Here is a 23,797-nt window from a genome sequence, read left to right as displayed (position 1 = left end):
TCCTCCAAAAACACATAAACACAAGGGCTCTGTTAAAATGGTCCCATCCGGTGTACTATATTTACAATATGTTTTGCTTTTAGAAATTTGATTGGATGGAGAGAATATGTTTGATATTTTGAAGAACTATGAAGAACTGACCGTAAGTGAAAAGAGAGTCCTGAGCTACATCATGGAAAATCAAGATCAAATTCCCCATATTAAAATTAATGATTTGGCAGAGGCAACGTTTGTTTCAAAAACGGTCATTATCAATTTGGCGCAGAAGTTAGACTTTTCCGGTTTCCGAGAAATGAAATATTACATCAGCCAGAAAATCATTGAAAAAATGTCTGCACAGGAAACCAGTACGGTCCTGTATCGAGAGAATTTAAAACAGTCTATTGATAAGACATTCTCCCTTGTCACGGAAGATCAGCTGCAGAAAACAGCTGCCAAAATTAAAGCTGCTAAAAATGTATTTATTATGGCAAGAGGGACAAGCAAAGCTGTCGGTTATTATTTCGAGCATCTCTTATTGACAATTGGCATTCAATGTATCTTTATAAAAGATTACAATTTATCGGAAGTGTTTACAGATTTTGTGGCCGAAGATGATATTGTCATCTTTATTTCCTTATCAGGGGATACGAAAAAAATTATTGACACTGCGAAAAAAATTCATCTAAAAAAAGCCGAGATGATCAGTATCACTTCATTCAACACAAATGAATTGACCCGGTATACGACGAACAACCTATTTTGTTATACCGACAAAACCAACACAAGCAAAAATGACACCATTTCAAGAACTGGTTTTTTCCTTACGATTGACTTGTTGGTTGATAAGTTGGCCAACCTTTAAATCGTTTAGGCAGTGGTGATAGTAAAACGACAAAAATAACGCTCTTCCATAAAAGAAGAACGCTATTTTGTCGTTGATCAATTGCTGTAGTTTTCACGGATTTTTTCTGCAGTTTCTTTTGCCCTCTCCGCTTCTTTTTCCGCTATATGAGCCGCTAAGCCGATATAGTTTCCTGGCTCAATCATATGCTTTATTTCTTTATCCGTGAAGTTTGCCCGGATTGGTTCGTTTTCTCTTAAGTTATCATAGAATTCTTGTCCTTCCGCAGCTGTCTTCATAGCAATCTCATACATGAGGGAATGGGCCTGATCCTTGCCTAATTTCTCTGCTAGTTTCATCATCACGTATTCACTATTATCAAGGCCTTTGTTGCGCTTGGCGTTATGGAGCATTCTCTCTTTATGCACGGTCAGTGTACGGGTCAATTCTTCACAGCGGATCAAAATTTCTGTCATCAATTCCATTGACTCTTCCAACAATCCTTCAAACAGCATATAAGAACTACTGTCCCCTTCATATGGGCGTGCAGCTGAATACATCCCTGTACCAGGAAGAGAATAGAGTTTCTGGGCATTTGCGATAATTCCCTTGGCAAGTTTTGGATTAATTTTATGAGGCATGGTACTGCTGCCGACAGTCCCTTTACTGAACCCTTCAGATACTTCAGCAATTTCTTCCAAGGTTGTACTGTATACTTCTTCGGCAATTTTATGGCAGCAATTTGCCAATAGAGCTAAATTCGACATGTATTCCAATTTATGCGTGTTTATATTTCTAGATGGTACAGTCATCGGATACATACCAACTAACGCAGCCACACGGTTTTGCACGTTAATCCCTATCTCCGGCATTGAACTGAACGTGCCGACTGCCCCGCCCATCATCACTTGAAAAACTCTTTTTTCCGCTTCGGCCATGCGTTGCTGACAACTGATAAATTCGCTTATCCAGGCGGACACTTTATATCCGTAAGTGATCGGAATCGCATGTCTCCCATGTGTTCTACCGGGCATGACCGTATGTTTGTTATCCGATGCCAGAATGCTTAAGTTTTCTAAAATCTCGCCAATCAGGCGCATAAATATCGTATGAGCTTTTTTCAAAATATAAAGCTGCGAACTTTGCTGTATATTTTGTGTTGTTATTCCGTAGTGAACATATTTTCCGCTATCTGATGGACATGCTTTGACGAGAACTTTTAAAAAAGGGACAAAGCCATGACCAATTTCTTTGTAAATACGGTCCATTTCTTCGAGATCAAGGTTTTCAAGCTTGGCGGCCTCTTTAATTTCCTGCGCAGCTTTTTTTGGAATAAGCCCATATTCAGCCTGTGCCTCAGCCAATGCCGATTCAAACAAGAGCCAAGTTTTATATTTTTCCTTCTCTGTAAAGAGGTTTTTCAGACCTCGATCATCAATCGTTTTACTTTTGGAATCATACAACGCTTTCATACTGTCACTCCTTTATAAGCCTCTAAACTTTTTCATCGACTGCGTTTTTGATAAATTCTACCTGCGTCCCATAAACGATATGAATATGCTTCGCTGTTGGGAAAAAGAATCCGGAACAGCCGGTGCTGTTCAATAACTCTTTGTCAATATCCCTAACTTCTTTTAGATCAATCCGAAGCCTAGTAATACAGTTATCCACGTTCAGGATGTTTTCTTTTCCTCCCAACGCTTCCACTACCTTACTTGCAATCTCGTCATAGCGCTTTTCTTTAAGCAGGGTACTGTCAACGTTTTGCAGTTCTTCCCTGCCTGGTGTTTTAATATCAAACCGGATAATCGCCCAATAAAAAATGAAATAAGTGACGACAGCTAATCCTAGACCGATTAACACCAAAAAGATCCATCGTGAGTTTTCATAAAGGAGTCCAAAGATCGTAAAATCAAAAATTGTCCCCCGGATATATCCAATGGAAACATCTGCAAGCGACAGCAATACAGCACCGATGCCAACGATACATGCGTAGACGATGTATAACAACGGAGCAAGGAAAACAAAAGTGAACTCAAGCGGTTCTGTTACGTTACCTAGAAGAGCTGTGAGCACCATCGTAACCAACATCGATTTAACGTAAGCCTTATTTTCTTTGTAAGCAGCCTTGTACATAGCAAACGCAATGGCAGGGAATAAAAACAGGACGACAAGCATTTGCTGCTGAGCCATGAATCGGGACAGCTTCGGCATCATGGACCAATACTCACTGTTCGGCCCTTGATTAAACAAAATTTCCGTAATCGCTGGGACAACGCCGACATAGGTTTTCCCATCAATGACATAGGACCCGCCAGCTTCTGTAAATCGGAACAATGCATTCCAGACATGATGAAGACCAAACGGGATAAATAACCGTTCGCCTGCCGCTGTAAAGAAAGGACCGACCACACTTAAAAAGATGGTAGACAAGTTTGTCAATAAACCTACAAAATATGTCCAGACGAAAGGAAGCAACATCCCAACGGTAGCCATCAATCCGATCGTGATGATTGGAACTGATTTTTTCCCAGAAAAGAACGCCAGGGCAGCCGGGAGTTCTAGATTATAGAACCGTTCCGTGGCCCAGGCTGCGATCAGACCGGTTAGAATACCTCCGGCAGCACTAATATTGACGGTTTGAATGCCAAGTATATTGATCTGACCCTGCTGCGTCATGACCTCCGGATCGGCCATCGTTCCTGTGATGGTCAGCCATACATTCATTGCAACAATCAAAGTCAGATATCCTGCCACAGAGGCAAACACAGAAATACCTTTATCCTTTTTCCCCATTCCATAGGCGACGCCCATCGCAAACAATAAAGGGATATTATCGAAAACAACATTACTGATTGTTTTTATACTTACCAAGATGGTATTGACGGCCTCGTTGCCGAGGAAAGGAACTTTATCTACCATATAGTCTTGTGTAAGCGCTCCGCTGATCCCCAAAAGCATCCCGATTGGAGCTAATACCCCAATCGGGAGAAGCAACGTTCTGCCGAATTGCTGTATGGAGTCACCGATTTTTCTTTTATTCATTTCTAAAAACCTCCTTTGTATCTATGATCGGATTTACGTGTTGGATAAAAAATCAAATGAACAAGTGTATGCATACTTGGATTTTTTTATCTGCTATTATTCTATCAGCATAAAAGATTAGTTGAAGCGCTTCCGTTTCCTATTAACTTATTTAGGTAATGGCAAATGACCTAGGTCATCCAAAAAATGATTTTCGAAGTAATGAATTATCCGAACCGAGGTGATATGGTAAGAGTGTTGCTAGGCGAAACCGAGCAGCCCTTCTCCTTCTCCTTTTCCTAAACCCAAAATACAGAACATACCTACGGAGGTTGAACGGATGTCAGATATAAAAATGATTGCGCTGGATATGGATGGTACGCTGTTGAATGATAACAAAGAGATTACAAGTTGGACGAAAAATCAAATTAGGAAGGCACAGCATGCAGGTATCACTGTCGTCTTATGCACGGGACGTCCCTTTTCCCACTGCCACACTTACATTCAAGATTTGCAATTACATTCCCACTCGATAACATGCAATGGTGGACAAATTTACGCAGTCGACCATTCTGTTATGACAGAACATCTTTTCGATCCAGCCACGCTGGCTAATTTATATCACTTTGCACAAGGACTAGAAATGAATACATGGACGATTTCTACGAAGGAAGCGTATTATAACGATTTGCCGGAAAACTGCAGCGAATGCCAGTGGCTGAAATTCAGCTGCTCCCATAAGGATGAAGATATTTTAAATAAGATCGCAGAGAAAGTGCAATCGATAGACGGAGTAGAAATAAGCAACCGGACAGCTTTCACGGTTGAAGTTAATCCTACCGGCGTGAATAAAGCTGCAGCACTTGAATGGGTCTGTGAAAAGTTAGGAATAACGATGAAGCATGTAATGGCAATAGGAGACAGCCTCAATGACATAAAAATGATTCAATCTGCCGGTATCGGCATAGCGATGGGAAATGCCCAAAAAGCAGTGCAGCAAGTAGCCGACGCTATTACCGATACAAATAATAATGATGGAGTTGGAAAAGCAATTGAGAAATTTATTCTTGGTGGAAATGTGTAATTAGAGAGCGCTAGGTATATCAGGAAAATATGCGTGTGGGGACGACTAAACTTAACGGGGAAGTTGGATATCATGAATAAAGAACAATTTGTTTACTTTGTTAAAATGCATATTCGAGATAAACCGAGTGCAGGACTCATTCAAAAGTTGGAAAACCCCCCGGAAGAAAACCAAGAGCCAAACTTGTAGCACAATCTAAATGGTTTAATAACCTAGATTCAAAAGATAAAGAAATGGTTAGCCAAATCATCCAAGAAAGTATAGACGAAGCACTTTTTGGGCTCCTGGCCGTTTTAGATGGCGTAAGTGCCATTGACGAAAAATCCGGGAGTGAGTTGAAGCTTATTTATAAAAATAAAGATCAAGAAAAATTGTTAAATGACATTGAAACTGAACACTTACATGACTTATACAACGATTTAACACTAGAAGATTAACTGCTAAAATAGCTCTGCAAGTGGGCATATCCTTTAAACCGTTTGGGGCAACACGAGGCAGAGCTATTCGTTCCCACCTTCCCGGAATTGTCCTTATCCGGTAGGACTATTCACAACAAAATGTAAGGAAAAAGAAGATGTCTTTATATAAATATTTCATCTTCTTTTACCTAGCATCTAAAAGTAATTTTATTTCTTTTATTTGTTCTATGTGTCGCTGTTCATGCAAATATATCTGTTCAATCCATTGATCAAGAGGCAATTCGCCAAGCGCAGGATGTTTCATAGATTTTTCCGCTAATATAGACTTATCTTCAATAGTACTAAGAAAATTCATCAATTTTTCCCTTGAATCATTTAACCAATTAACTACTTGCTCCACTTCAAAAGGTCCTTTATCTGGTTCAACGATTTTTGGAGCTATAATCTTTTTCGTTCGATCTAATAATACAAGAGGAACATTTTTCCGTTCATTTTGTTTACTATTCGATCCTTTCAATCCCCAAGTAATTGCCTTTAATGATGTGGATAGGTTACACTTAGTTGGACAAATGCTCTAAGGTCTACTAGACTAGATGGAATCATCCAATGAAGGGATCGGGATATCATGACTGAAGCCAAACGTCCACGAAGAAGGTTCACAGCCGAATTTAAGAAACAGCTTGTGCAACTGTATGCGTCCGGAAAGCCGAGAGCGGAAATCATCCGTGAATATGAACTGACGCCATCTGCTTTTGATAAATGGGTTCGTCAATACCAAACAAGTGGCGCATTCACCGAGAAAGAAAATCGTACGCCTGAACAAGAAGAGCTGATCCGCCTACGAAAAGAAAACCAGAAGCTCGCTATGGAAAATGATATTTTAAAGCAAGCGGCGCTGATCATGGGACGAAAATAGACGTGATCCGTCAAAATCGCGGGATCTACCCAGTGGCTGCCATGTGTGCGATTTTGAACATCCCCCGTAGCACGTTTTATTATGAAGCCAAGCAACGGGATCACGAAGAAGAGGAAGAACAGCTGACCGCATTGATCAGCGACCTTTTTCGTCAGAGCCGAGGCATCTATGGCCAGCGCAAAATCAAAAAAGAACTTACTAAACAAGGGTGGACGGTTTCACGCCGCCGCATTGGCCGGATCATGAAGGCACAAGGACTTGTATCCACGTACACGGTGGCCCAATTTAAACCAACGAAATTCGTGTGCAACGAATCGGAAATAGGGAATACCCTTGACCGGAAGTTCCAACAAGAAAAAGCGCTAACCGTAGTCGTCAGCGACCTAACGTATGTGCGGGTCGGTGCAAACTGGCATTATATTTGTATCATCATTGATCTATACAACCGTGAAATCATCGGTTACAGTTCTGGTCCAAACAAGAATAAGGAGCTCGTGGGACAAGCCACCGCTAAAATTTCCTATCCCTTACAGAAGATCGCTCTGTTTCATACCGATCGTGGTAGAGAGTTTATCAATCAGAAGATGGACCAGACACTAGCGACCTTTGGAATCGCCCGTTCGCTCAACAACAAAGGCACGCCGTATGACAACGCCGTCGCAGAAGCCACCTTTAAAGCGATTAAAATTGAGTTTGTATCGAGAAGGGTTTTCCCTAACCAACACGAACTTGACCTTGCTTTATTTGATTATGTTCATTGGTTCAACCATATACGCCTCCATGGTTCACTCGACTATCAATCACCCGTCGATTACAAAGCCTTACACCTTTAAAAATTTGTCCAGTTTTGTGTTGACGTTCCAACATCCTCGGGTTGACCTAGCGTTTCCTCCGGTTCTCCTTCACCTATATGAAATCTCATTCCACCGTTACCTTGTAAACGCTAGAATAAAGTTGACACTTTTTGATCGATAAGATTTTACACTTTTGCTCAATCAATCTACCTCTTTAGTAAAATAGATCGTGATGTTATTTTACTGGGGGTTAGGATCTTGGAGGAGAAGTTAGTGTTATATATTAAGATTCAGGAATTACATAAGAGAAAGTTTAAAGTAGCGCAAATCGCTAAGGAGCTTAAAATCTCAAGACCGACTGTCTATAAGTACTTAGAAATGACATTCGATGAGGCAAAGGCGTATACTGAACAGCCCTTGGGAAAGAAGAAAAAACTAGATCACTATAAGGACTGGATACTGGCCTGGCTCGAAGAGTATCCCCACCTAAGTAGTGCTCAGATCCATGATTGGCTTTTAGAAAGATACCCCGACCTAGTGGTCGGCGGAAGTACTGTAAGAACATATGTGAGGGGGGTGCGAGAAGTTTATCAGATTGAGAAAAAGGGGATTGTCCGGCAATACGAAGCAGTTCCTGAACAACCAATGGGTAAACAACTCCAGGTAGACTGGGGAGAAACAAAACAGAAAACAGTGAACAACAAGGAAATCAAACTGTACTTTATTGCCTTTGTACTCGTTCACTCGCGACAAAAATATATGGAATGGCAAGCACGTCCATTCACCACAAGAGATGCGATTCGTTGTCACGAACATGCCTTCCAGTTCTATGGAGGACGAACCGAAGAAATTGTCTATGATCAGGATCACTTAATCTCAGTAAGTGAAAATGCAGGTCAACTACTTTTAACAGCTGAGTTTCAAAGCTATGTAAACGAGCGTAAATTCAACGTTCACCTTTGCCGAAGAGCGGATCCAGAATCTAAAGGGATGATTGAAAATGTAGTGAAATACATAAAAGGCAACTTCGCTGACAGTCGTGTGTTTAGAGATATAGAAGATTGGAATGAACGGGCAAGGCAATGGCTCAAGCGTACGGGAAACCACCAGGTTCACCAGACAACGAAAAAAAGACCAGCAGAAGTGTTTCTCCTCGAAAAGCAACACTTACAGCCAGTCTCTTCGTTACTTTCATATGAAAGTACCCATAACCAAAGTATAACAAGAAGTGTTAGTAAGGACAATACGATCCGGTACAAGTCAAACCGTTACTCTGTCCCACTGGGGACTTATCAAAATAGGAGTGAGAATCTTGTGTGGATTGAAATAAGGGAAGAAGATCACAACGCCCTGATCATCCGCAAAGAAGCAAATGGTGAAGTGATTGCCGAGCATAGGATCAGCTCTGAAAAGGGAAAGCTGATTCAAAACCGTCACCATACTCGTGATCGCTCCAAAGGTGTGGAAGAGTTTAAACAACGTCTCCTCTCTCACTTTAAAGATCAGGTTCAGGCAGCTGCCTATTTAGATGAGATTAGCCAAAGATACCCGAGGTATCGGAGAGATCAGTTTACAATTATTCATAAGGTGAGCCAACAATACCCGGCTATAATTGATACTGTTTTGGCCAAGTGCACGACAGAAAAGCTTTACAATGCGAATGACTTTCGCGATATCGCTCATCACCTTGATGCTTTACGAGATGAGCCGATTGAAGAAGCACAATCTTTTTACACGAGTCCGCCAAACCATTCTCATCTCAAAGCCTCTACCCGTTCTCTAAATGCCTATACTAGCATTTTAGGAGGTAGAACATGATGAACAAAACCGTACATGAACTACAAGATCACTTTCGTCAGCTACGCCTAGCAGAGACTGCGGAGGAGCTGCCACAGCTTCTTCGCGAAGCTGAAAAAGCATCATGGACCTACTTGGAATTTTTAGAGTCTCTCACTCGATATGAATTAGCCAAACGCGAAGAGAAAAGCCTTGAGAAAAGAATGAAATGGGCACGCTTCCCTTTCGTGAAGTCATTAGACGAGTTTGAGCTGAAAGGACAAAACGTTCTGACGGCTCGTCAGCTTTCTCAACTCCGAGAATTAAGCTGGCTGGAGCAACACTATAATCTTATCCTTTTAGGGCCTCCTGGCATCGGTAAAACGTATATCGCAATTGGACTTGGACTTGAGGCTGTTTACAGAGGGTTTAATGTTTATTTCGCTACAATGGGTGAACTGGTGCAGCTTCTAAAATCAGAAGAATACCTGAACAAATCTAAAGTTCAGCTTAAGAGAATTAGAAATGCCGACTTAGTGATTATTGATGATTTAATGTATATGGCCATGGACCAGAGAGAAGCAAACCTATTCTTTCATTTAATTAACCATTTATACGAACGAAGTTCGATTATCCTGACATCAAATAAGAGTCCAGATGAATGGGGCAATTTAATCGGAGACCAAGGCATCACCACTGCGATTTTAGATCGCTTACTTCATCGTGTGGAAGTGATCCATGGTAGCGAAGAAGAGAGAAGTCACAGGATGAAAAATCGGAAGAGCATTTTTTCAGCAGATGTGTAAAAAGGAAACGAGCAAAAAGTGTAAATTTCAACTTGACGTCTACATACCTCCCCCTCCTGAACTTCCAGCAGGAACTGCATTTCCTGATTCGTCTAATGTGTAGTTGATGGTTTTCACAAGGAGATTCCCTTTTGAATCGCGTTGATAAGCATTGCCTTCCATCATTTTCAGCTCCTTTTTATTCCATTATTTTCTTTTTATGCACAAAAAAGAGCGCCCTAGTGGACACTCTCACTGTTTTGCATCTGCCGAGCCTATTTGCCAAAAAACTGACCAAACAATAAAGCACCTTAATAAGTGTATCGTTTATCCATTTCTAAATTATATTTCAACGTAGGTGGTAGCTCTCCATCTAGATATTCTCCAGAGATATTCCCAATTAATATGCCTATTGCATGGTTCTTATTTTCTAAATTATTGTTATCACCGTCTAGCATGTCTTGTAATGTGTTTTTAACTCCATTAGCTAAATCAATCATCTCTGTTGCAATCGGAAGGTCTGCCTTATACTTTTCTTCTATTTCGGAAATGATCGCCTCGCACCTTTTAATCCCTGCTTGCAATTCACTCTTTTGCTCAAAACTTCCATCTTCGTATTCTACCGAATTTAAGTACCGTTCTGTTATCTGTTCAAGATAGTTCAGTGCGGCAGTTGCTGTCATTTCGTTATTCTTTTCAGAGACGCTCTCTTCAGTTTCGGCATCTGCAGGCATTTCACTTTTTCCACCACATGCTGACAACATAAATACGCTTAATAAAACAAGTAATACCTTTCTCAACTCCAATACCCTCTCCTTGAGTCATTGCTAAGTAGATACTACCACTACAGGTCTAGGTATTACCATAAAAGTAATAAAAAATCACGTAGAAAATTACAGGCTAGGTGCACTCACAACTTTTTCTTGCTATCATACTATCTAAGATTGAAGCTTACCAACCTTACTCACTCTCCACTATATACCCATTTTTTTAATTCACTTATTTGAATTTTATTGTCATTATCTAATACTTCGGCCGGTACTAAATATGCCTTATTCTTATATTCAATTAAAAATTCATCCCTGGCCATTATTTCTTCATTTGAAGCATAGGTAGTTATGATTCTGAGTCCATTGAGTTCATTGAGCTCCTCTATTTCTGGTTTTTTAATACGGTAGCGCACATTGCGTTTTATACGCAAATTTTCCTGAGATATAGACATTAGATTGGTATCTTCATCATCAGAAAACAACGATATATTCTCAAGTATGTCGTCATAATACGTTCTGGCCAACCCAGTTCTATATTCGTTAGGAAGCATTTTGTCAAAATCAAGATAAATCTTTAACAAACAGGAGTAAATGAGCTCTAATCCGTATTTCTTAATCTTCAATTTATAATCCTTTCCCCCAAATTGATAAGAAACACATACAAATTCGTCATTATAACTTATAGAATTTTTATTATGGGCCGAAGCATTCCTCAATAGCTTTAGTATTCTGTAACATTCTTTTAAAATGATTTCTTGATCATTAGAAGAAGGTAAGTTTCTATATCTATGAGAAAACGATTTTCCGCTTAGCTCTGGGTATTTAAGATCCAAATTTGCGTCGAGTAACGTAAAAAACAACAAAGGGTGTAACAAAACATTTTCGGCAATATCATTGGGATTTAAGTTAACATATGAGAAATTCCTTATGGTAGAACAATCGTCGTTTATTTCTACAAGTCTTACGTCACTTTCATGAATCCTAATGTTTGACTGATTTAAAAATTCAGTAGTTTGTGAAATAAACTCGTTAATCATTTGCCCTCTCCTTTTTAATTTCAAATGTCGGTGTCTACTTTCTCAAATTCTCATATTAACCAAAATAAAGGTATATGAACTTCACACTATTATCCACCAAATTAATAATTGTACCTCTAGTCTCTTTCGTATAGTTGCTTAAGCAATTCAATCTGTTTATTATTCATTATTGTCCCCCTATCAAACTTTTAAAATAACTTTTAAAAAAACGATAAGCAATGGTACAGCTACCTATATTTTTTTGTTGTTGTATTTACCCGCTGGACTCTTTATGTCTATAAAAGTGCTCTTTTTAGGTGTTAAAATATAGTGTCGTTATCAATATTCAATTCGAATAATTTGTCATTTAAATCACACAAAAAATCATATAGATCATTCAACATAAAATCACAAAAGCCTCGATCAATTTCTAAGTAACCTAAATCACTCACCCTCATCCCCTTAAACTCATCCGCAATTTGTTTTCTATTTTCTCTTAGTATCTCTCCACCCTCATGGGCAATACAATTTCGAATCTCACCATAATTATTAATACGATTCCAACGGTCTCCTTTAAAAAAATCCATAGGGACATTACTAGCTTTTGTAAAATACTTTTTAATTTTAACAGTTAGCTGTCCCTTCAAATCCTCCATTTCAAATTCACTACGCACTCTAGTTTTAGCCAATTCCCTGACTTTGCTTTCAAATAAATTATATGAAGTTAAGAAAAAAGAATTACGCAGTTGAAAGATGCCCGATTTAGAGTAATGGTCAATCTCACCTTCAAAGTGATATAGGTATTCTTCGTATTGATCCCATTCCTTAATCTCACTAATCTCTTTTAATTTTTCATCATGTATCTTCATTCTTTCTTCAAACAGTAACTCTGTGTCTTCGATAATTTTTAATATCGTCTCAATGTCAAGCCATAAAAACATATTAAACAAATCTACTTCTTTCACACCGTTCACCCCCTAATACGTGTAAATAATCGCCTCGTGGTACTGCGCCTTACTTCTGAAGTCCTTTATATCCTCTTAAGCTAGTAAAACAACACGGCAGATCGGAAACGCGTCCTTCACCACTCTGTATTCCGCTATCTCGCCTTTATGTAGCTGGTCCAATCTTTTTTGCGCCAATACCTCTGTCATTTTTATTCCCCCCAGCTTGATTATAAATTAAATTTCAATTGATTTATGACGATTAATAAAAGGAGGAGGTTGGTTAAATGAAATTTTTTCCGAAACATGAACTTAAGCAATTTGAAGAACAGATGAACAATTTAGTCGGTGATAGTATCGATATTAGCCAAAACCACTTTGAAGATTTGGTAAGAAAGTTGGACCCAGTTTTCTGCTTTTTCACGGAACTCATCATAAGGGAGCGAATGATGCTCAAAATAAGGAGCATCCCATTGTTTCCATTCTGGGTTGTCTTGAGAAAAGACCCATTTCCATAAATGTTTTGAAAAACTAAGTAAACACGCATTATTAATTAATACTATACAAACATTAGAACCGGACGTAAACAGAGCAATTAAAGCATACCTGATAAAGAAAATTTCTACATACAAAACTACAGCAGCGACTTTGCCCTTTTTTGTTAGTGTTTTAGCTTTAGTAATGGTCGTAATAGTTGGTCTTGATTTCTCAACTGTACTTCTTTTTACATTCGGAAGTATAATTTTTATAATACTTCTTAGACTCATGTTCACGGAACGTCAAAGATATCGTATTTTACCAAAATTGGAATACTTACTTGAAATGCTCAACCAACATGGTCCGAAATAAGCTACACTTTACTGCGTCCTCTGCCATAAGTGCAGAGGATTTTTATGTTTTCTGGTGCCTTATATGACTGTGTATATGAAACATCAAGCATTCTGCTGACTAGATCTTCGTCATGTCCATTCTTCTATAAGCCGTTAAGCTTGTATATAAAACGCATACGCACTCTAATAGACGCTTTTTGTCATTTTCACACTGCGCAAACTGATACATCCTCCCATTCTTTTTGTCTACTCTCAGCAAGGCACTGCACTGGCCGGCCAAGCTACAGCGCAACGCCCTGCTGGCAGCAAACAAAAAAGAGGGCGCACGACACGCCCTAAATAGATTCTTTGTACAGGAGATTTTCACCCCCTTCATATATAGGCGGCAATCGTACCACAAAAAAAGCCTTTTTAGCCGGCAAAGGCAAAAAGGCTGCATGATGTTTGTTCCCTAATCTTTCTTTTTGCGCGTTCTAGTTGATTTTGAACGCTCGTTTTTTTTACATTCCTATATTTTGCGATTTGTCCTAGCGACAAATTCCGTGCATAGTGCATTAAAAAGATTTCTTTTTCATTTTCCGTCAACACCGATAGCGCATCCTCAATGCGCAATCGATCTCTTTCAGATAGATAGCCCCGAATAATCTACTTCATCGGCAAAAGCTGGTTCTTCGTACTTCGCATAAATTTCAAGGGCATCTGGGTCCATATGATAGGTGAGCTGGTATACGGATCGTCTATCATTGTCCCTCTTTGCCCCTGGGCAGCGGCCAGTTTCCAGCCACTCGATGACATGCTCTAAATCTGAAATAATACCGGCCACAATTTCAGATTCGGCTTTTTTATCTGCTATCGTGGGAGGCTTTAAATCCTCATAGTAAGCCCTAAATACACGCAACTGATCTTTATAGGATTTGAGCAAAAAGTACATATCTTGCATGGCGAACCCTCCCTTTTTTATCGCTGACGGTAAGCCCGCCCCGCCACGTGACCGCGAGTAGATAGCGTATTTGACGTCTTTTTCTTCCTTTTGCGTTTTTTAGTTTTCTTTTTTGCTGGCACCGGATGCCCAAGCAGGCACCACTCCAACTGATCCTGAAACATACTGCAATCACTCCTTTTTGCATAAAAAAAGAGGACACTGAAACACGGTTAATACCGTATTTATCAGTGTCCTCCAGTTGGCTGTGGGGACTAGCTTTTTTTAATTTAATTTTTGCTCTTTATCTAGTCTATCTTTAAGACTTACTATATTATTAGGTATAGCTTCCACCTTTGATTTAAGGTAACCGGAGTCTACAGCTAATAGCTCCTCAATATCTGTTCTAAATAAGGTTAGACCATACTCAGTAGATAATTTGGAAATGAGCTCTTCTCCAGTAACATAATCATTCTCGATCAAAAGTTCTACAGCTTGTCGTATAGAGACTGGCTCAGCCATTTCTTTAATCGTATCAAAAGGTTCTTGTTTTCTCCACCCATATTTACTAATACTTCTCTGCATGTATTGATAACTCCCCTGAGAGATAATACCCAGTTTATAGGCTCTCATAACCATCATTCCAATTGAAACATTCCATTTCTTTTTTAGAACTTTATAGTACTCTAAATCAGTTGGATGAATGGAAACATCTCTAATAAATTCTTCTTTAGGGAGCAAAAATGCAGCTGCAAATTCATTTGCTTCATTCTCTAGTTGCTTAAATTCTTCTTTATTTAAGTCTTCCAAGTTCAAAAAAGGATCGTGAAGAATAATGTGAGCCAATTCATGTGCAAGACTAAATTGCCTTCTATAAAAAGAATTTTTGTCATTCCCTAAGACAATGGTGTAAAAAATTTTCCCGTTAATTTCACTCTGCATTCCAAAAGCATCAATTGATTTTTGATCTAATTTTAGAGAAGAGAGTACAAAACCCTTAGTTTCCATTAAATAGACCAAATTTTTAATAGGTCGAGTACCTAATCCCCAGGCATCTCGAACTCGTTTCGCAGCAAATTCAATATCGTTTTCATGTTCGTCTGGAATTGCAGGTAAATCCAACTCAGGAAAATCAACATATTCCTCCAACATGGCGCGCAAAATTGACAAATATTTAACGCGATCTCGCTGCATTTCTCTATCTTTTTTTCCAGTGGATAGTAATGATCTAAAATAAGTATTTCCTGTTTTAACTTCCACTGGTTCTTCGTAAAAATAGTCTCTTGGGAATTCTAACAAATTCACTATACCCACTAATGCCTCAAATGTTGGTATAGCCTTTCCGTTTTCATATTTAGAGATCATTTGCTTACTAACACCCAAGTGTTCAGCTAACTCTGTTATGGTGTACCCTCTATATATTCTTCCTTCTTTTAATCTTGATCCGTTAAATTGCCGCTTTAGCAATTTTTATTCCTCCTTAAAAACGAGGATTAATCATTCTAACTTAATGTAATCTTCCCGTTTCTTTCTTTCTCCTTCTTTTTAACAAGCTCTCTTTCTTTAGAACGCTTAAGTTCTTTTATATTTGGTTTTACTTTAGCCAACATTGGTAAAGTTGGTGACTCTAGTTCATCATTTTCCAATAGATCTCCATATGCAACATCAGATGCGTAATGACTCCAGTCTTCAGTATCAACTAGAAAAAAGTTTTTATCGTATAGCTTAGCTTTTACTGTTGAAATACCTTGCATCTCTTTTTTCTTAGTAACAAAAATAACCCGCTTTACTCTAGAAAAGTTTTCATCAAGAATTTTTTGTGCTTCTATAATTCGCTTTTCTTCATATTCTATATCAAATTCAGGGATAAGACTGCAACTATAACTAGATTCTGCAGTTATATCGTCATGCATCGCTATAAAAGCGTAGAAATAGTGAATTGATTTTTTCCCGCTATTTTTTATGACCATTTCCAAATTATTTTCTTTCGTAAATACGAACAGGTAACCTGTTTTAGGATCCATTAGAGCTATAAAGTTCCAGATACCTCTTTTAATCTTGATTACCTCTAAGCCATGTTTTACAGCGGCCGCGGCTATATTTCTAAAAGTAATATCCCATGATACCCCATTCTTAAAATTCCTTGTTCTTTCTAAACCAAAACCCATTTCAATTTCATATATCTCTCCGTCAGTACTTGCACTGAACGCTTTTACCATGTCTTTTATAGCATCATCCTTCAAATTAGTACCAATATTCACAGGCTTATCCCCTTCCTATTATGTAGATACATATAATAATACTACATAATTTACAAAAAAGTAAACCTTGACATCGATTATTTTTTAAAATTCTTTACCCTCAGTGAATTTTAACCTTTTCACCTTATTTTGATGTGTGTTACTACAATTGTTTCACCAAAAGCAGGGAGCTCAGCAAATTTTGCCTTACCTTAGGCCACAACAATTAGACATGGCTTTTCAAGTTTTAAAATATCCAGTTCTATTCTACCACTCTCAAGATTAATTGATGTGTCTTTCATACGAACATATGTGCCCTTAACAAATTGATGCTCTTATGTCCGCCATATTTCATGTCAGCCACATATTTATTTATTAATCATCAGTACGCTGCAAATGTTCCAACTTGTGAGGCTGTGCCCGCTTAAGATCGAAAAGATAGCAGAGCTTATACGATACTCAACAGAAAAAAATACACGGATCATCACCAGCTAAAGTCTCTAGGCATCTGCTCCGCTTCCAATCTCTCATATGAGAATTTGAACAGATTATTTCATCTTACAAATCGCTGATGTGGTACACTTGGATAGGTCACGCTTAATTGAACAAATCATCTAAGGTCTACTAAACTAAATGAAATCATCCAATACAGAGACTGGCTAATCACCGACACTCTCCCTCCCATAAAGGCTTTTGTCATCTCTTCCCCATCAAAAACCTTAATTATTATAGTTAAAATGCTTTTCTTTAGATTTAGGTCATTCACCTATTGCTATGTAAGCTCATACACTATTGCATCGACCTACGAAAGAAGGATGCCTAATGGACTTAACTGCACCGCATTGGCTTTATTTTGTCGGGATTTTGCTAATTATTGGTACGATGCTGATGCGCAAAAATGTCGTTGTCCCTGCAATCCTTATGACGTTTTTAGTTGGTTATGCCTTTAGTGGTTCGATCGCAGCCGCCTTACAAACCATTTTCTCAGCGAGCCTTGTGGCAGCTGGAGAATTATTTAGCATTTTTTTGATCATCGCCATTATGACAGCCTTATTGCAAAGCCTCGACTCCCTAGGGGCAAACGAGCAAATGATTAAACCATTTGGGAAAGTCATGAAAAATGCCACTCTCTCTTACCTCATTCTCATTGCCATTACCTATGTTATATCGCTATTCTTTTGGCCTACCCCCGCTGTGCCGCTTGTAGGAACGTTGTTGCTCCCCGTTGCCATCCGCGCGGGCCTGCCTCCTCTAGTGGGAGCGGCAGCAATTGCCATCGCTGGGCAAGGCATGGCACTTTCAAGTGATTATATGATTCAAATCGCTCCTATGCTAAGCGCAACGGCTGCTGGCGTCCCTGTGTCTGTTGTTGCTGACCGGGCTTTAGTGCTTTCTTTGATTGCAGGGGGCACAGCAATGCTCGTGCTGTATTTGCAGGCACAGAGACGGAAAGAACAGCTTCGTGCGTCCTTCCCTAAGGAATGGATGCAGCCATACAAGCAAAGGTACGCAGCGGTGGTGTCGTGGAAGGCTAAACTATTTGCCGCTTTCGTGCCATTGGCTTTTTTAGCAGTGATTTTGTATATGCTTTATACGTCTTTTTTTACAAATTTGCAGTTGGAAGGTGGCAGTGGAGCTGCATTAGTTGGAGGAGCAGCGCTCTTGCTCTTGCTAGTGGCAAGCTTGTTTTACCGGCCAAAACAATTGTTTGAAGATGTTAGCAATCATTTAGTCGATGGCTTTTTGTTTGCTTTTAAAGCAATGGGGCCGGTCATCCCTATTGCCGGGTTCTTTTTTCTCGGTAGCAGCGATTTCGCCCCGGCCATTCTTGCTATTGACGAAGCGCCAGCGTTTTTATTTGAATTAGTCGAAGCAGGCGAATCGTATATCCCTACCGAACCAGGTTGGACTGCATTTGGATTGTTAATGATTGGCATGATTACAGGCCTTGATGGCTCTGGATTTTCTGGTTTGCCATTGACTGGAGCTCTTGCTGGTGCATTGGCGCCTGTTTCAGGGATCGATCCAGCCACTTTGGCAGCGATTGGGCAAATGGGTGCCATTTGGGTTGGCGGCGGCACGTTGATCGCTTGGTCTTCTCTCGTCGCTGTTGCCGGTATTGCTCGCGTTCATGTTCAAGATTTGGTGCGGCTCTGTTTTATTCCTGTAATTGCTGGTTTGCTCGTTTCAACGATTCTCGCGCTTGTGATTTGGTAGAGTGAATGGCAACTTGAATGGGGAAAGCCAGCCTAACGAGGAGGCTGGCTTTGTGTAGCTTTGCTGTTCCATCCGGGCTGCTATGATTCCCTTTGCAATACGCTTTCTGCGGCGGCTTGGACGACCATGTCGTCCATGGGCGGGTTGTGGAGACCAGCGCGGACATTTTTATAATACCGCGATAATGGCGACTGATTGGATAGGCTATGGGCGCCAACAGCTCTCATTACGAAGTCGACGATTCTGTTTGCGTTGTTGACTACTGCGTATTTGACCATTTTTAATTCTGTGTTTAACTGCATACGGGTTTCTTTGTCGCTATCGTCCCATTTATTGGCCACACTGTACAGGAAGTGGCGGCTTTGTTCATATAAAATCGCGGCTTCACCAAGCTTTTGTTTGACGTGTGGCAATTGAGCAATCGTTCCTTGAATGCTATTAGGAGAATATGAATTGGCAAACTTCGCTGCTTCTCGGATGGCAGCACGGGCTATTCCCAAATAGCAGGCAGGAATGTGGAGCAGCCATGCTGTTGGCAGGCCATCCTTTTCTTGCTTTTTAATAAAATGGTCACTTGGCAGCTTGACATTTTTTAAGTGCAAATCTTCGCTTCCAGTAGAACCCATTGCCATCATGTCCCATGTTTTTTCGACGGTCACTCCTGGCGTGTTTTGCGGTACGATAAACAAGCCTACCTGTTTTTCTGGTTCGACAGTAGCGAGAATTAAATAATAATCTAATTGTTCGGCAAGTGTCGTAAAGGTTTTTGTACCATTTAGGACCCACTCGCCTCGTTCATACTTGGCTGTCGTTTGAAAAGCTCCCCCTCGTGTCGGACTCCCTGTCGCTTTTTCTGTTGCAGCTGTGTTGAGGAGAACCCCTTTTTCGACAACTTCACAACTGATCTGTTCGTGCCAATGCTTAGGCCAATTTTTCTCCTCGGCCAACTGGTACATCGTCCCCATATGCCAGCCGATGCACAAGGCGGTCGGACCGTCCTCTTCGGCAATCAATTGTTGAAGGTATAGCATTTCGCTAAGGGAAATCTGTCTTCCTCCATATTTCGTTTCTACCGGCAACGCTGTATAGCCAGATTCCTTAAGGGCGGCAATATTTTCAATTGGCACCGTTTGTTGCTGGTCGTGGAGGGCGCCAATTTCAGAAAAACCTTTTAAAATGTGGCGCAATGCTTGTTCCCGGCCCACTGCTGATTGTTCATCCAAAATTGACAACTTTGCCTCATCCTTTTCTGTGTATTCCGATAAAGTATACCATAATATAAAAAGCATGTGGATCTGCCACATGCTTCAGACTGTAGAAAAACGCTCGCATACGTCGTCGTTTGCCTCACTCATATGCTCATGAACCCACGTTCTATTCGCATCTTCCCTCGGCTGCATTCCTCGTCTGACAAGCGTTTTCTATCAGTCTGAGGGCGGTTATCGACTTTGTCGACAACCTCAAGCATGTGGATCTGCCACATGCTTATTTTTTCTTTTGCTGTTTTCTTTTTTGTTTGTCGTCCTCGGATGTTCCTTGGTGCAACGACTCGTTAAATTGGCGTTTGACAATGTCCTCGCCTTTATCTTCTTGGTTATTGTTTTGTTTTTGATCATTCATTTGTCTACACTTCCTTTCTCTTCGTTGCTGCCTGTATACCCTTTGTGCATGAAAACAAACCATGTTTGAACGACAGCAAAACGGAAATACAAAGGGAAAAGGAGGTGTTGGCTATGCCATGGACAATGGATGACTACCCCTCATCTTTAAAAAATTTCGATAAGGCTGTCCGCAAAAAAGCGATTGAAATGGCCAACTCGATGGTCAAAGACGGCTACTCTGAAAGCCGCGCCATTCCAATTGCCACCGAACAGGCGAAAAAATGGAAAGAAAATGCTGACGAAAACGAAGTCGCCCACTTTTTGAAACATGGTAAAGTAACTCCGTCTAAACATGATTCTTCGTCGTCTTCACCAAAAACAGCCGACAAGCCTGAGCATGTTGTCAAGCGTGAAGATGGCTGGGCTGTTTATGCAGAAGGAGCAAAGCGCGCTTCTTATGTGGCGAATACAAAAGAAGAAGCGTTGCAAAGAGCACGCAAAATTGCAAAAAACAAAGGAGCAGGCGTTAAAATCGACGATTAAGTGCCTGATCATCTTCGACAAATGCGAGGATTTGGCGGAGCGGCACAGCAAGCCCTTCGCCATTTCCGTTTTCCCCACTAGTACGAGCATAGACCATTCCCACGACCTCTCCTTCTTCTGACAACACCGGCGAACCGCTGTGTCCAGGGAAAACAGCATTGGTAATTGCTAGAACTTGGTAGGCATCATGGCTTTCTTTTACTTCCCCTTTGTTTGTGATGTATGAATGCGTCATCGGATGGCCAATTACGTACACCGTGTTTCCGGGGATCGCTGCCGTATCGGCAAGCGTTAATGTCGGTAAATTGTCTGGCTGCCCTTCAAGCGCCAACATGGCTAAATCATTCGTTTCGTCTGTTTTCGTCTCAGTCGCCTCGTAACGCTCTCCATCTGGCAAATGGACATAAATGGACGAAGCTCCACGAATCACGTGTTCATTGGTGAGCACGTCGCCACTTTCTGAAATGATGAAGCCTGTCCCGTGGCCTCTGTCTGTTTGCACAGCAACGACCGCTTCTTTAAATGGTTCAAAATCACCTTCCTTTTCCAATTGTTGGCTTTCGCTCGTAAAGCGGAGTGCGTCTAAACTGAAATGCTGAAACAAAAAGGCACTTCCTTGCACAAGCATAGCCAACGCGACAACAGCTGCTACTGTCATAACAACCGCTTTTCGAAGAGGTCTTGTTTTTGGGGGCGGCTCTTCTTCCATAAACGCCTCAAGTGGCGGCTCTTCTTCAAATCGTTCTTCTTCTGGAGGTTGGTTGTTTACCATCGGACCGATGCGCCTTTTTCGCTGTTAGTAGCTTTTAGTTCTTTGTACGTGGCAACAACTTGGTTAGGTTCAACCAATTCCCTCGCTGTACGAGGCAAAGTCAAAGTAGTTGTGGTCAATAGCCGCACACCCTTTCGCAAAAAATCAGGCCAATGCCCTCGACGTTGTCTTTTCTTACATTCAGTATACCACCGCTCTTCCCTTTCCTACAAAAATGACTGTGCCCTGCCTGTCAAGTCGTTGCCGTTGCCAGCCTTGGATCGTTCACTTATAATGTGGATACATAGATGCTACTTGCTGGAGGTTTATTATGGAACCGATTGAGAAAGAACGCCTTCAATCATTGCTTGATTCTTTTCTGAACGAAGACGTTTACTTGCATTTAGAAACGACAAATGGGGCTTACGCTTCCCATTTTGACGAATCGTTTTTTTCAGCCAGCGCCTACATCCGCAATGCCCTTATTTCATTCGAACATGGCCTTGTCGCTGGCAACGGCCCATACAGAGTTGGTTTAAAAATGAACATTGGCTGGATATATGGCGAAGGGTTAACCCATTTTGAACTAGACAAAAAGGGGCGGCTATTAATGGCTGGCCATGGCCCCGACGGAAAACTTGGCGTCGCCTTTGAAATTTCACGCACGCCTTTTGACGATTAATTGATTGCTGGGAGTTGAACGAGCATGAAAAAACAAAGCCATGTCCTTGTCATCTTTCCTCATCCAGATGATGAAGCATTCGGTGTTTCAGGAACGATATCTGCTTATATTGATGCAGGAACGCCAGTGACATACGCCTGCCTAACGCTTGGGCAAATGGGACGCAACTTAGGGAACCCTCCTTTTGCGACGCGTGAATCATTGGCAGACATTCGCCGGAAAGAATTGCAACAGGCTGCCGCAGTGATGGGCATCACCGATTTGCGGATGATGGGTTATCGCGACAAGACGCTTGAATTTGAACAACCAGGACGCTTGAAGCAAATGGTGCTTGACCTTGTTGCTGAACTTAAGCCTTCCCTCGTTATCTCGTTTTACCCAGGGTATGCGGTTCACCCTGACCATGACGCTACTGGCCTCGCCGTCGCGTCCGCACTAGCAGAGTTACCAAAGAGCGAGCGCCCTACTTTTTACGCAGTGGCGTTCTCGAATAACCACGAAAAAGAGATTGGCCCAGCGGATATCGTCCATGACGTTTCAGCGTACGCCATTCGCAAGCTTGATACGTTACGCGCCCACGCTTCCCAGTTAGCATGGACGTTGCCAAGCCTGGAAAAAGCCTATTATGATGGCGTCGAAGAAGCGAAGGAACGTCTTTGCAACGAACGTTTCTGGACGTATCCGTTCGCGTAAAACGCCTCCCGATATCAGGGAGGCGGCTTTTTTCCATTAAAAAGGAGGAACTGTTTTGGCCAATGAACAGGCTCTGCTATTAGTCGACGGCTTTAACTTATTGAGCCGCGGGTATTTTGCGACGAGCTATAACCGCCCGATTGAAAAGTTAGAACGAAACGAAGAAGGCTTATATGTGAATGGCCTTCGCGTGTTTATCCAAAAACTATTTAAGCTGATTACCGATTATTCGATTTCCCATTGTATCGTCACTTGGGACGTGCCCCGGGAGGAAGCATTGCGAAGAAAGACGTTTCCCGACTACAAATTGACGCGAAATGAGCTTCCGGAACCATTAATCCAACAGTATCAACAATGTGTGAAAACACTTGCCCACATCGGAGTTGAGCAATTAAAAGTGCCGCCGTATGAGGCAGATGACATTATCGGCGCTATTTCGGCCAAATGGGAAGCTGAAACGAGCGGTCCTTGCTATATTTACAGCAACGATAAAGATTTGTTTCAATTGCTGACTTCCCGCACCATTCAAATTGTTGCTAAGAAGCAAACAGAAGTGTTATTGGATGAAGCGTCGTTTAAAGACAGTTACGGCCTCTCCCCTACCCAATGGGTTGATGTAAAGGCGCTCGTCGGCGATACTAGTGATAATATTCCAGGCTGTCCTGGGATAGGCGAAAAAACCGCCCTTCCTCTAATTGCTGCGTACGGGTCGATTGAATCGCTATATCAACAAATCGACACAATCCAGCCGCCATTAAAACGGGCACAGAAAAAACTACTAGCTGGAAAAGCGTCTACTCAGCTTTCAAAAAAGCTTTCTGCCATTATCTGCGACATTCCCGAACTCCGCCACTATTCTATCAATGACGCTGTTCTTTCTTTGAATCGGGGCGAAGTTGACAAGGAACTTTCACGTCTTGCTATTCGCGTTAAATTGGCGGACGAGTTGGCTTTTATTTCTTAACAGACG

The 23,797-nt window shown here is 41.0% G+C and carries 26 protein-coding genes and 1 pseudogene; 11 read left to right on the top strand and 16 right to left on the bottom strand.

The window, feature by feature from the left end:
• Positions 1-106 precede the first annotated feature (106 nt).
• Entirely contained in the window at positions 107-844 is a 738-nt protein-coding gene (locus BC8716_RS17695) for a MurR/RpiR family transcriptional regulator (protein WP_094427843.1), read from the top strand.
• 77 nt (positions 845-921) lie between these two features.
• Here BC8716_RS17695 and BC8716_RS17690 read toward each other — a convergent pair whose 3' ends face one another.
• On the bottom strand, positions 922-2,295 hold the full coding sequence (locus BC8716_RS17690) for a class-II fumarase/aspartase family protein (protein ID WP_094427841.1): 1,374 nt from the start codon (positions 2,293-2,295) through the stop codon (positions 922-924).
• A 22-nt stretch (positions 2,296-2,317) separates the two neighbouring features.
• Complete coding sequence (locus BC8716_RS17685) at positions 2,318-3,868, bottom strand: PTS transporter subunit EIIC (RefSeq protein ID WP_094427839.1); 1,551 nt, start codon at positions 3,866-3,868, stop codon at positions 2,318-2,320.
• Positions 3,869-4,187: 319 nt separating this feature from the next.
• On the opposite strand from BC8716_RS17685, the gene BC8716_RS17680 reads away from it, so the two are divergent.
• Positions 4,188-4,931 carry a Cof-type HAD-IIB family hydrolase gene (locus BC8716_RS17680; protein WP_094427838.1) on the top strand — a complete coding sequence of 248 codons (744 nt, stop codon included), beginning with the start codon at positions 4,188-4,190 and terminating at the stop codon, positions 4,929-4,931.
• Between the two features lie 233 nt (positions 4,932-5,164).
• The gene (locus tag BC8716_RS17675; protein WP_094427836.1) at positions 5,165-5,368 is read left to right on the top strand and encodes a hypothetical protein; all 204 of its coding nucleotides are present in this window, start codon (positions 5,165-5,167) and stop codon (positions 5,366-5,368) included.
• Between the two features lie 166 nt (positions 5,369-5,534).
• Here the strand turns inward: BC8716_RS17675 and BC8716_RS17670 are convergent.
• Positions 5,535-5,879: pseudogene (locus BC8716_RS17670) on the bottom strand (DinB family protein); the annotation flags it as partial.
• Positions 5,880-5,975: 96 nt separating this feature from the next.
• Between BC8716_RS17670 and BC8716_RS17665 the strand changes: the two are divergent.
• The 3 genes from BC8716_RS17665 to istB all read left to right on the top strand — a co-directional run bounded on the left by BC8716_RS17665 (position 5,976) and on the right by istB (position 9,642).
• Positions 5,976-7,099 (top strand): IS3 family transposase gene (locus BC8716_RS17665; RefSeq protein WP_094427834.1). Its coding sequence is split into 2 segments (ribosomal slippage): positions 5,976-6,264 and positions 6,264-7,099, totalling 1,125 coding nucleotides; the frame shifts between segments, so codons are not numbered across the junction.
• 234 nt (positions 7,100-7,333) lie between these two features.
• The gene (gene istA, locus BC8716_RS17660; RefSeq protein WP_094429138.1) at positions 7,334-8,878 is read left to right on the top strand and encodes an IS21 family transposase; all 1,545 of its coding nucleotides are present in this window, start codon (positions 7,334-7,336) and stop codon (positions 8,876-8,878) included.
• Positions 8,878-9,642, top strand: a complete 765-nt coding sequence (istB, locus tag BC8716_RS17655; protein WP_094429144.1) for an IS21-like element IS643 family helper ATPase IstB — start codon at positions 8,878-8,880, stop codon at positions 9,640-9,642. Before istA ends, istB begins: the two co-directional genes overlap by 1 nt.
• A 39-nt stretch (positions 9,643-9,681) precedes the next feature.
• Here the strand turns inward: istB and BC8716_RS22845 are convergent, their stop codons facing one another.
• The 10 genes from BC8716_RS22845 to BC8716_RS17615 all read right to left on the bottom strand — a co-directional run bounded on the left by BC8716_RS22845 (position 9,682) and on the right by BC8716_RS17615 (position 16,361).
• On the bottom strand, positions 9,682-9,807 hold the full coding sequence (locus BC8716_RS22845) for a hypothetical protein (protein ID WP_257392262.1): 126 nt from the start codon (positions 9,805-9,807) through the stop codon (positions 9,682-9,684).
• 125 nt (positions 9,808-9,932) lie between these two features.
• Positions 9,933-10,421 (bottom strand): outer membrane protein assembly factor BamD, encoded by a 489-nt coding sequence (locus tag BC8716_RS17650; protein WP_142300851.1) that lies wholly within the window; start codon positions 10,419-10,421, stop codon positions 9,933-9,935.
• A gap of 164 nt (positions 10,422-10,585) precedes the next feature.
• On the bottom strand, positions 10,586-11,428 hold the full coding sequence (locus BC8716_RS17645) for a hypothetical protein (RefSeq protein ID WP_094427830.1): 843 nt from the start codon (positions 11,426-11,428) through the stop codon (positions 10,586-10,588).
• Positions 11,429-11,727: 299 nt separating this feature from the next.
• Complete coding sequence (locus BC8716_RS17640) at positions 11,728-12,372, bottom strand: hypothetical protein (RefSeq protein WP_094427828.1); 645 nt, start codon at positions 12,370-12,372, stop codon at positions 11,728-11,730.
• A 75-nt stretch (positions 12,373-12,447) separates the two neighbouring features.
• Complete coding sequence (ykzS, locus tag BC8716_RS23100; RefSeq protein WP_496197029.1) at positions 12,448-12,561, bottom strand: protein YkzS; 114 nt, start codon at positions 12,559-12,561, stop codon at positions 12,448-12,450.
• Positions 12,562-12,692: 131 nt separating this feature from the next.
• Positions 12,693-13,118, bottom strand: coding sequence for a hypothetical protein (locus BC8716_RS17635; protein WP_094427826.1), 426 nt, complete (start codon positions 13,116-13,118; stop codon positions 12,693-12,695).
• 474 nt (positions 13,119-13,592) lie between these two features.
• A complete protein-coding gene (locus BC8716_RS23015; protein ID WP_367576713.1) occupies positions 13,593-13,793 on the bottom strand; it encodes a sigma factor-like helix-turn-helix DNA-binding protein in 201 nt (66 codons plus the stop codon).
• 10 nt (positions 13,794-13,803) lie between these two features.
• On the bottom strand, positions 13,804-14,121 hold the full coding sequence (locus BC8716_RS17625) for a hypothetical protein (RefSeq protein ID WP_094427822.1): 318 nt from the start codon (positions 14,119-14,121) through the stop codon (positions 13,804-13,806).
• Positions 14,122-14,385: 264 nt separating this feature from the next.
• Positions 14,386-15,567 (bottom strand): helix-turn-helix domain-containing protein, encoded by a 1,182-nt coding sequence (locus tag BC8716_RS17620; protein ID WP_094427820.1) that lies wholly within the window; start codon positions 15,565-15,567, stop codon positions 14,386-14,388.
• A gap of 35 nt (positions 15,568-15,602) precedes the next feature.
• On the bottom strand, positions 15,603-16,361 hold the full coding sequence (locus BC8716_RS17615; protein ID WP_094427818.1) for a DUF5986 family protein: 759 nt from the start codon (positions 16,359-16,361) through the stop codon (positions 15,603-15,605).
• An 801-nt stretch (positions 16,362-17,162) separates the two neighbouring features.
• Here BC8716_RS17615 and BC8716_RS17610 point away from each other — a divergent pair.
• Complete coding sequence (locus BC8716_RS17610) at positions 17,163-18,557, top strand: hypothetical protein (RefSeq protein ID WP_094427816.1); 1,395 nt, start codon at positions 17,163-17,165, stop codon at positions 18,555-18,557.
• 80 nt (positions 18,558-18,637) lie between these two features.
• On the opposite strand, the gene BC8716_RS17605 is transcribed toward BC8716_RS17610, so the two are convergent.
• Both BC8716_RS17605 and BC8716_RS22840 read right to left on the bottom strand, forming a co-directional pair.
• On the bottom strand, positions 18,638-19,789 hold the full coding sequence (locus BC8716_RS17605; RefSeq protein ID WP_251179927.1) for an acyl-CoA dehydrogenase family protein: 1,152 nt from the start codon (positions 19,787-19,789) through the stop codon (positions 18,638-18,640).
• 253 nt (positions 19,790-20,042) lie between these two features.
• Positions 20,043-20,177, bottom strand: coding sequence for a hypothetical protein (locus BC8716_RS22840; protein WP_255222697.1), 135 nt, complete (start codon positions 20,175-20,177; stop codon positions 20,043-20,045).
• A 113-nt stretch (positions 20,178-20,290) separates the two neighbouring features.
• Here BC8716_RS22840 and BC8716_RS17600 point away from each other — a divergent pair, with 113 nt between their 5' ends.
• Positions 20,291-20,701 (top strand): DUF2188 domain-containing protein, encoded by a 411-nt coding sequence (locus tag BC8716_RS17600; protein WP_094427812.1) that lies wholly within the window; start codon positions 20,291-20,293, stop codon positions 20,699-20,701.
• On the opposite strand, the gene BC8716_RS17595 is transcribed toward BC8716_RS17600, so the two are convergent.
• Positions 20,685-21,473: a S1C family serine protease gene (locus BC8716_RS17595; protein WP_094427810.1), complete on the bottom strand. Its 789-nt coding sequence runs from the start codon at positions 21,471-21,473 to the stop codon at positions 20,685-20,687. The two genes, BC8716_RS17600 and BC8716_RS17595, sit on opposite strands and share 17 nt — an antisense overlap.
• 310 nt (positions 21,474-21,783) lie before the next feature.
• Between BC8716_RS17595 and BC8716_RS17590 the strand changes: the two genes are divergently transcribed.
• The 3 genes from BC8716_RS17590 to BC8716_RS17580 are packed head-to-tail and all read left to right on the top strand — an operon-like array spanning position 21,784 to position 23,791.
• Positions 21,784-22,134 (top strand): YojF family protein, encoded by a 351-nt coding sequence (locus BC8716_RS17590; protein WP_094427808.1) that lies wholly within the window; start codon positions 21,784-21,786, stop codon positions 22,132-22,134.
• Positions 22,135-22,158: 24 nt separating this feature from the next.
• Positions 22,159-22,827 (top strand): bacillithiol biosynthesis deacetylase BshB2, encoded by a 669-nt coding sequence (bshB2, locus tag BC8716_RS17585; protein ID WP_011246947.1) that lies wholly within the window; start codon positions 22,159-22,161, stop codon positions 22,825-22,827.
• 55 nt (positions 22,828-22,882) lie between these two features.
• Entirely contained in the window at positions 22,883-23,791 is a 909-nt protein-coding gene (locus BC8716_RS17580; protein ID WP_094427806.1) for a 5'-3' exonuclease, read from the top strand.
• Positions 23,792-23,797 lie beyond the last annotated feature (6 nt).

The organism is Shouchella clausii (assembly GCF_002250115.1).
Classification (GTDB): domain Bacteria; phylum Bacillota; class Bacilli; order Bacillales; family Bacillaceae_D; genus Shouchella; species Shouchella clausii.
Note: the sequence above shows the minus strand (reverse complement) of the source record. Positions and strands in the feature narration are given on the sequence as shown.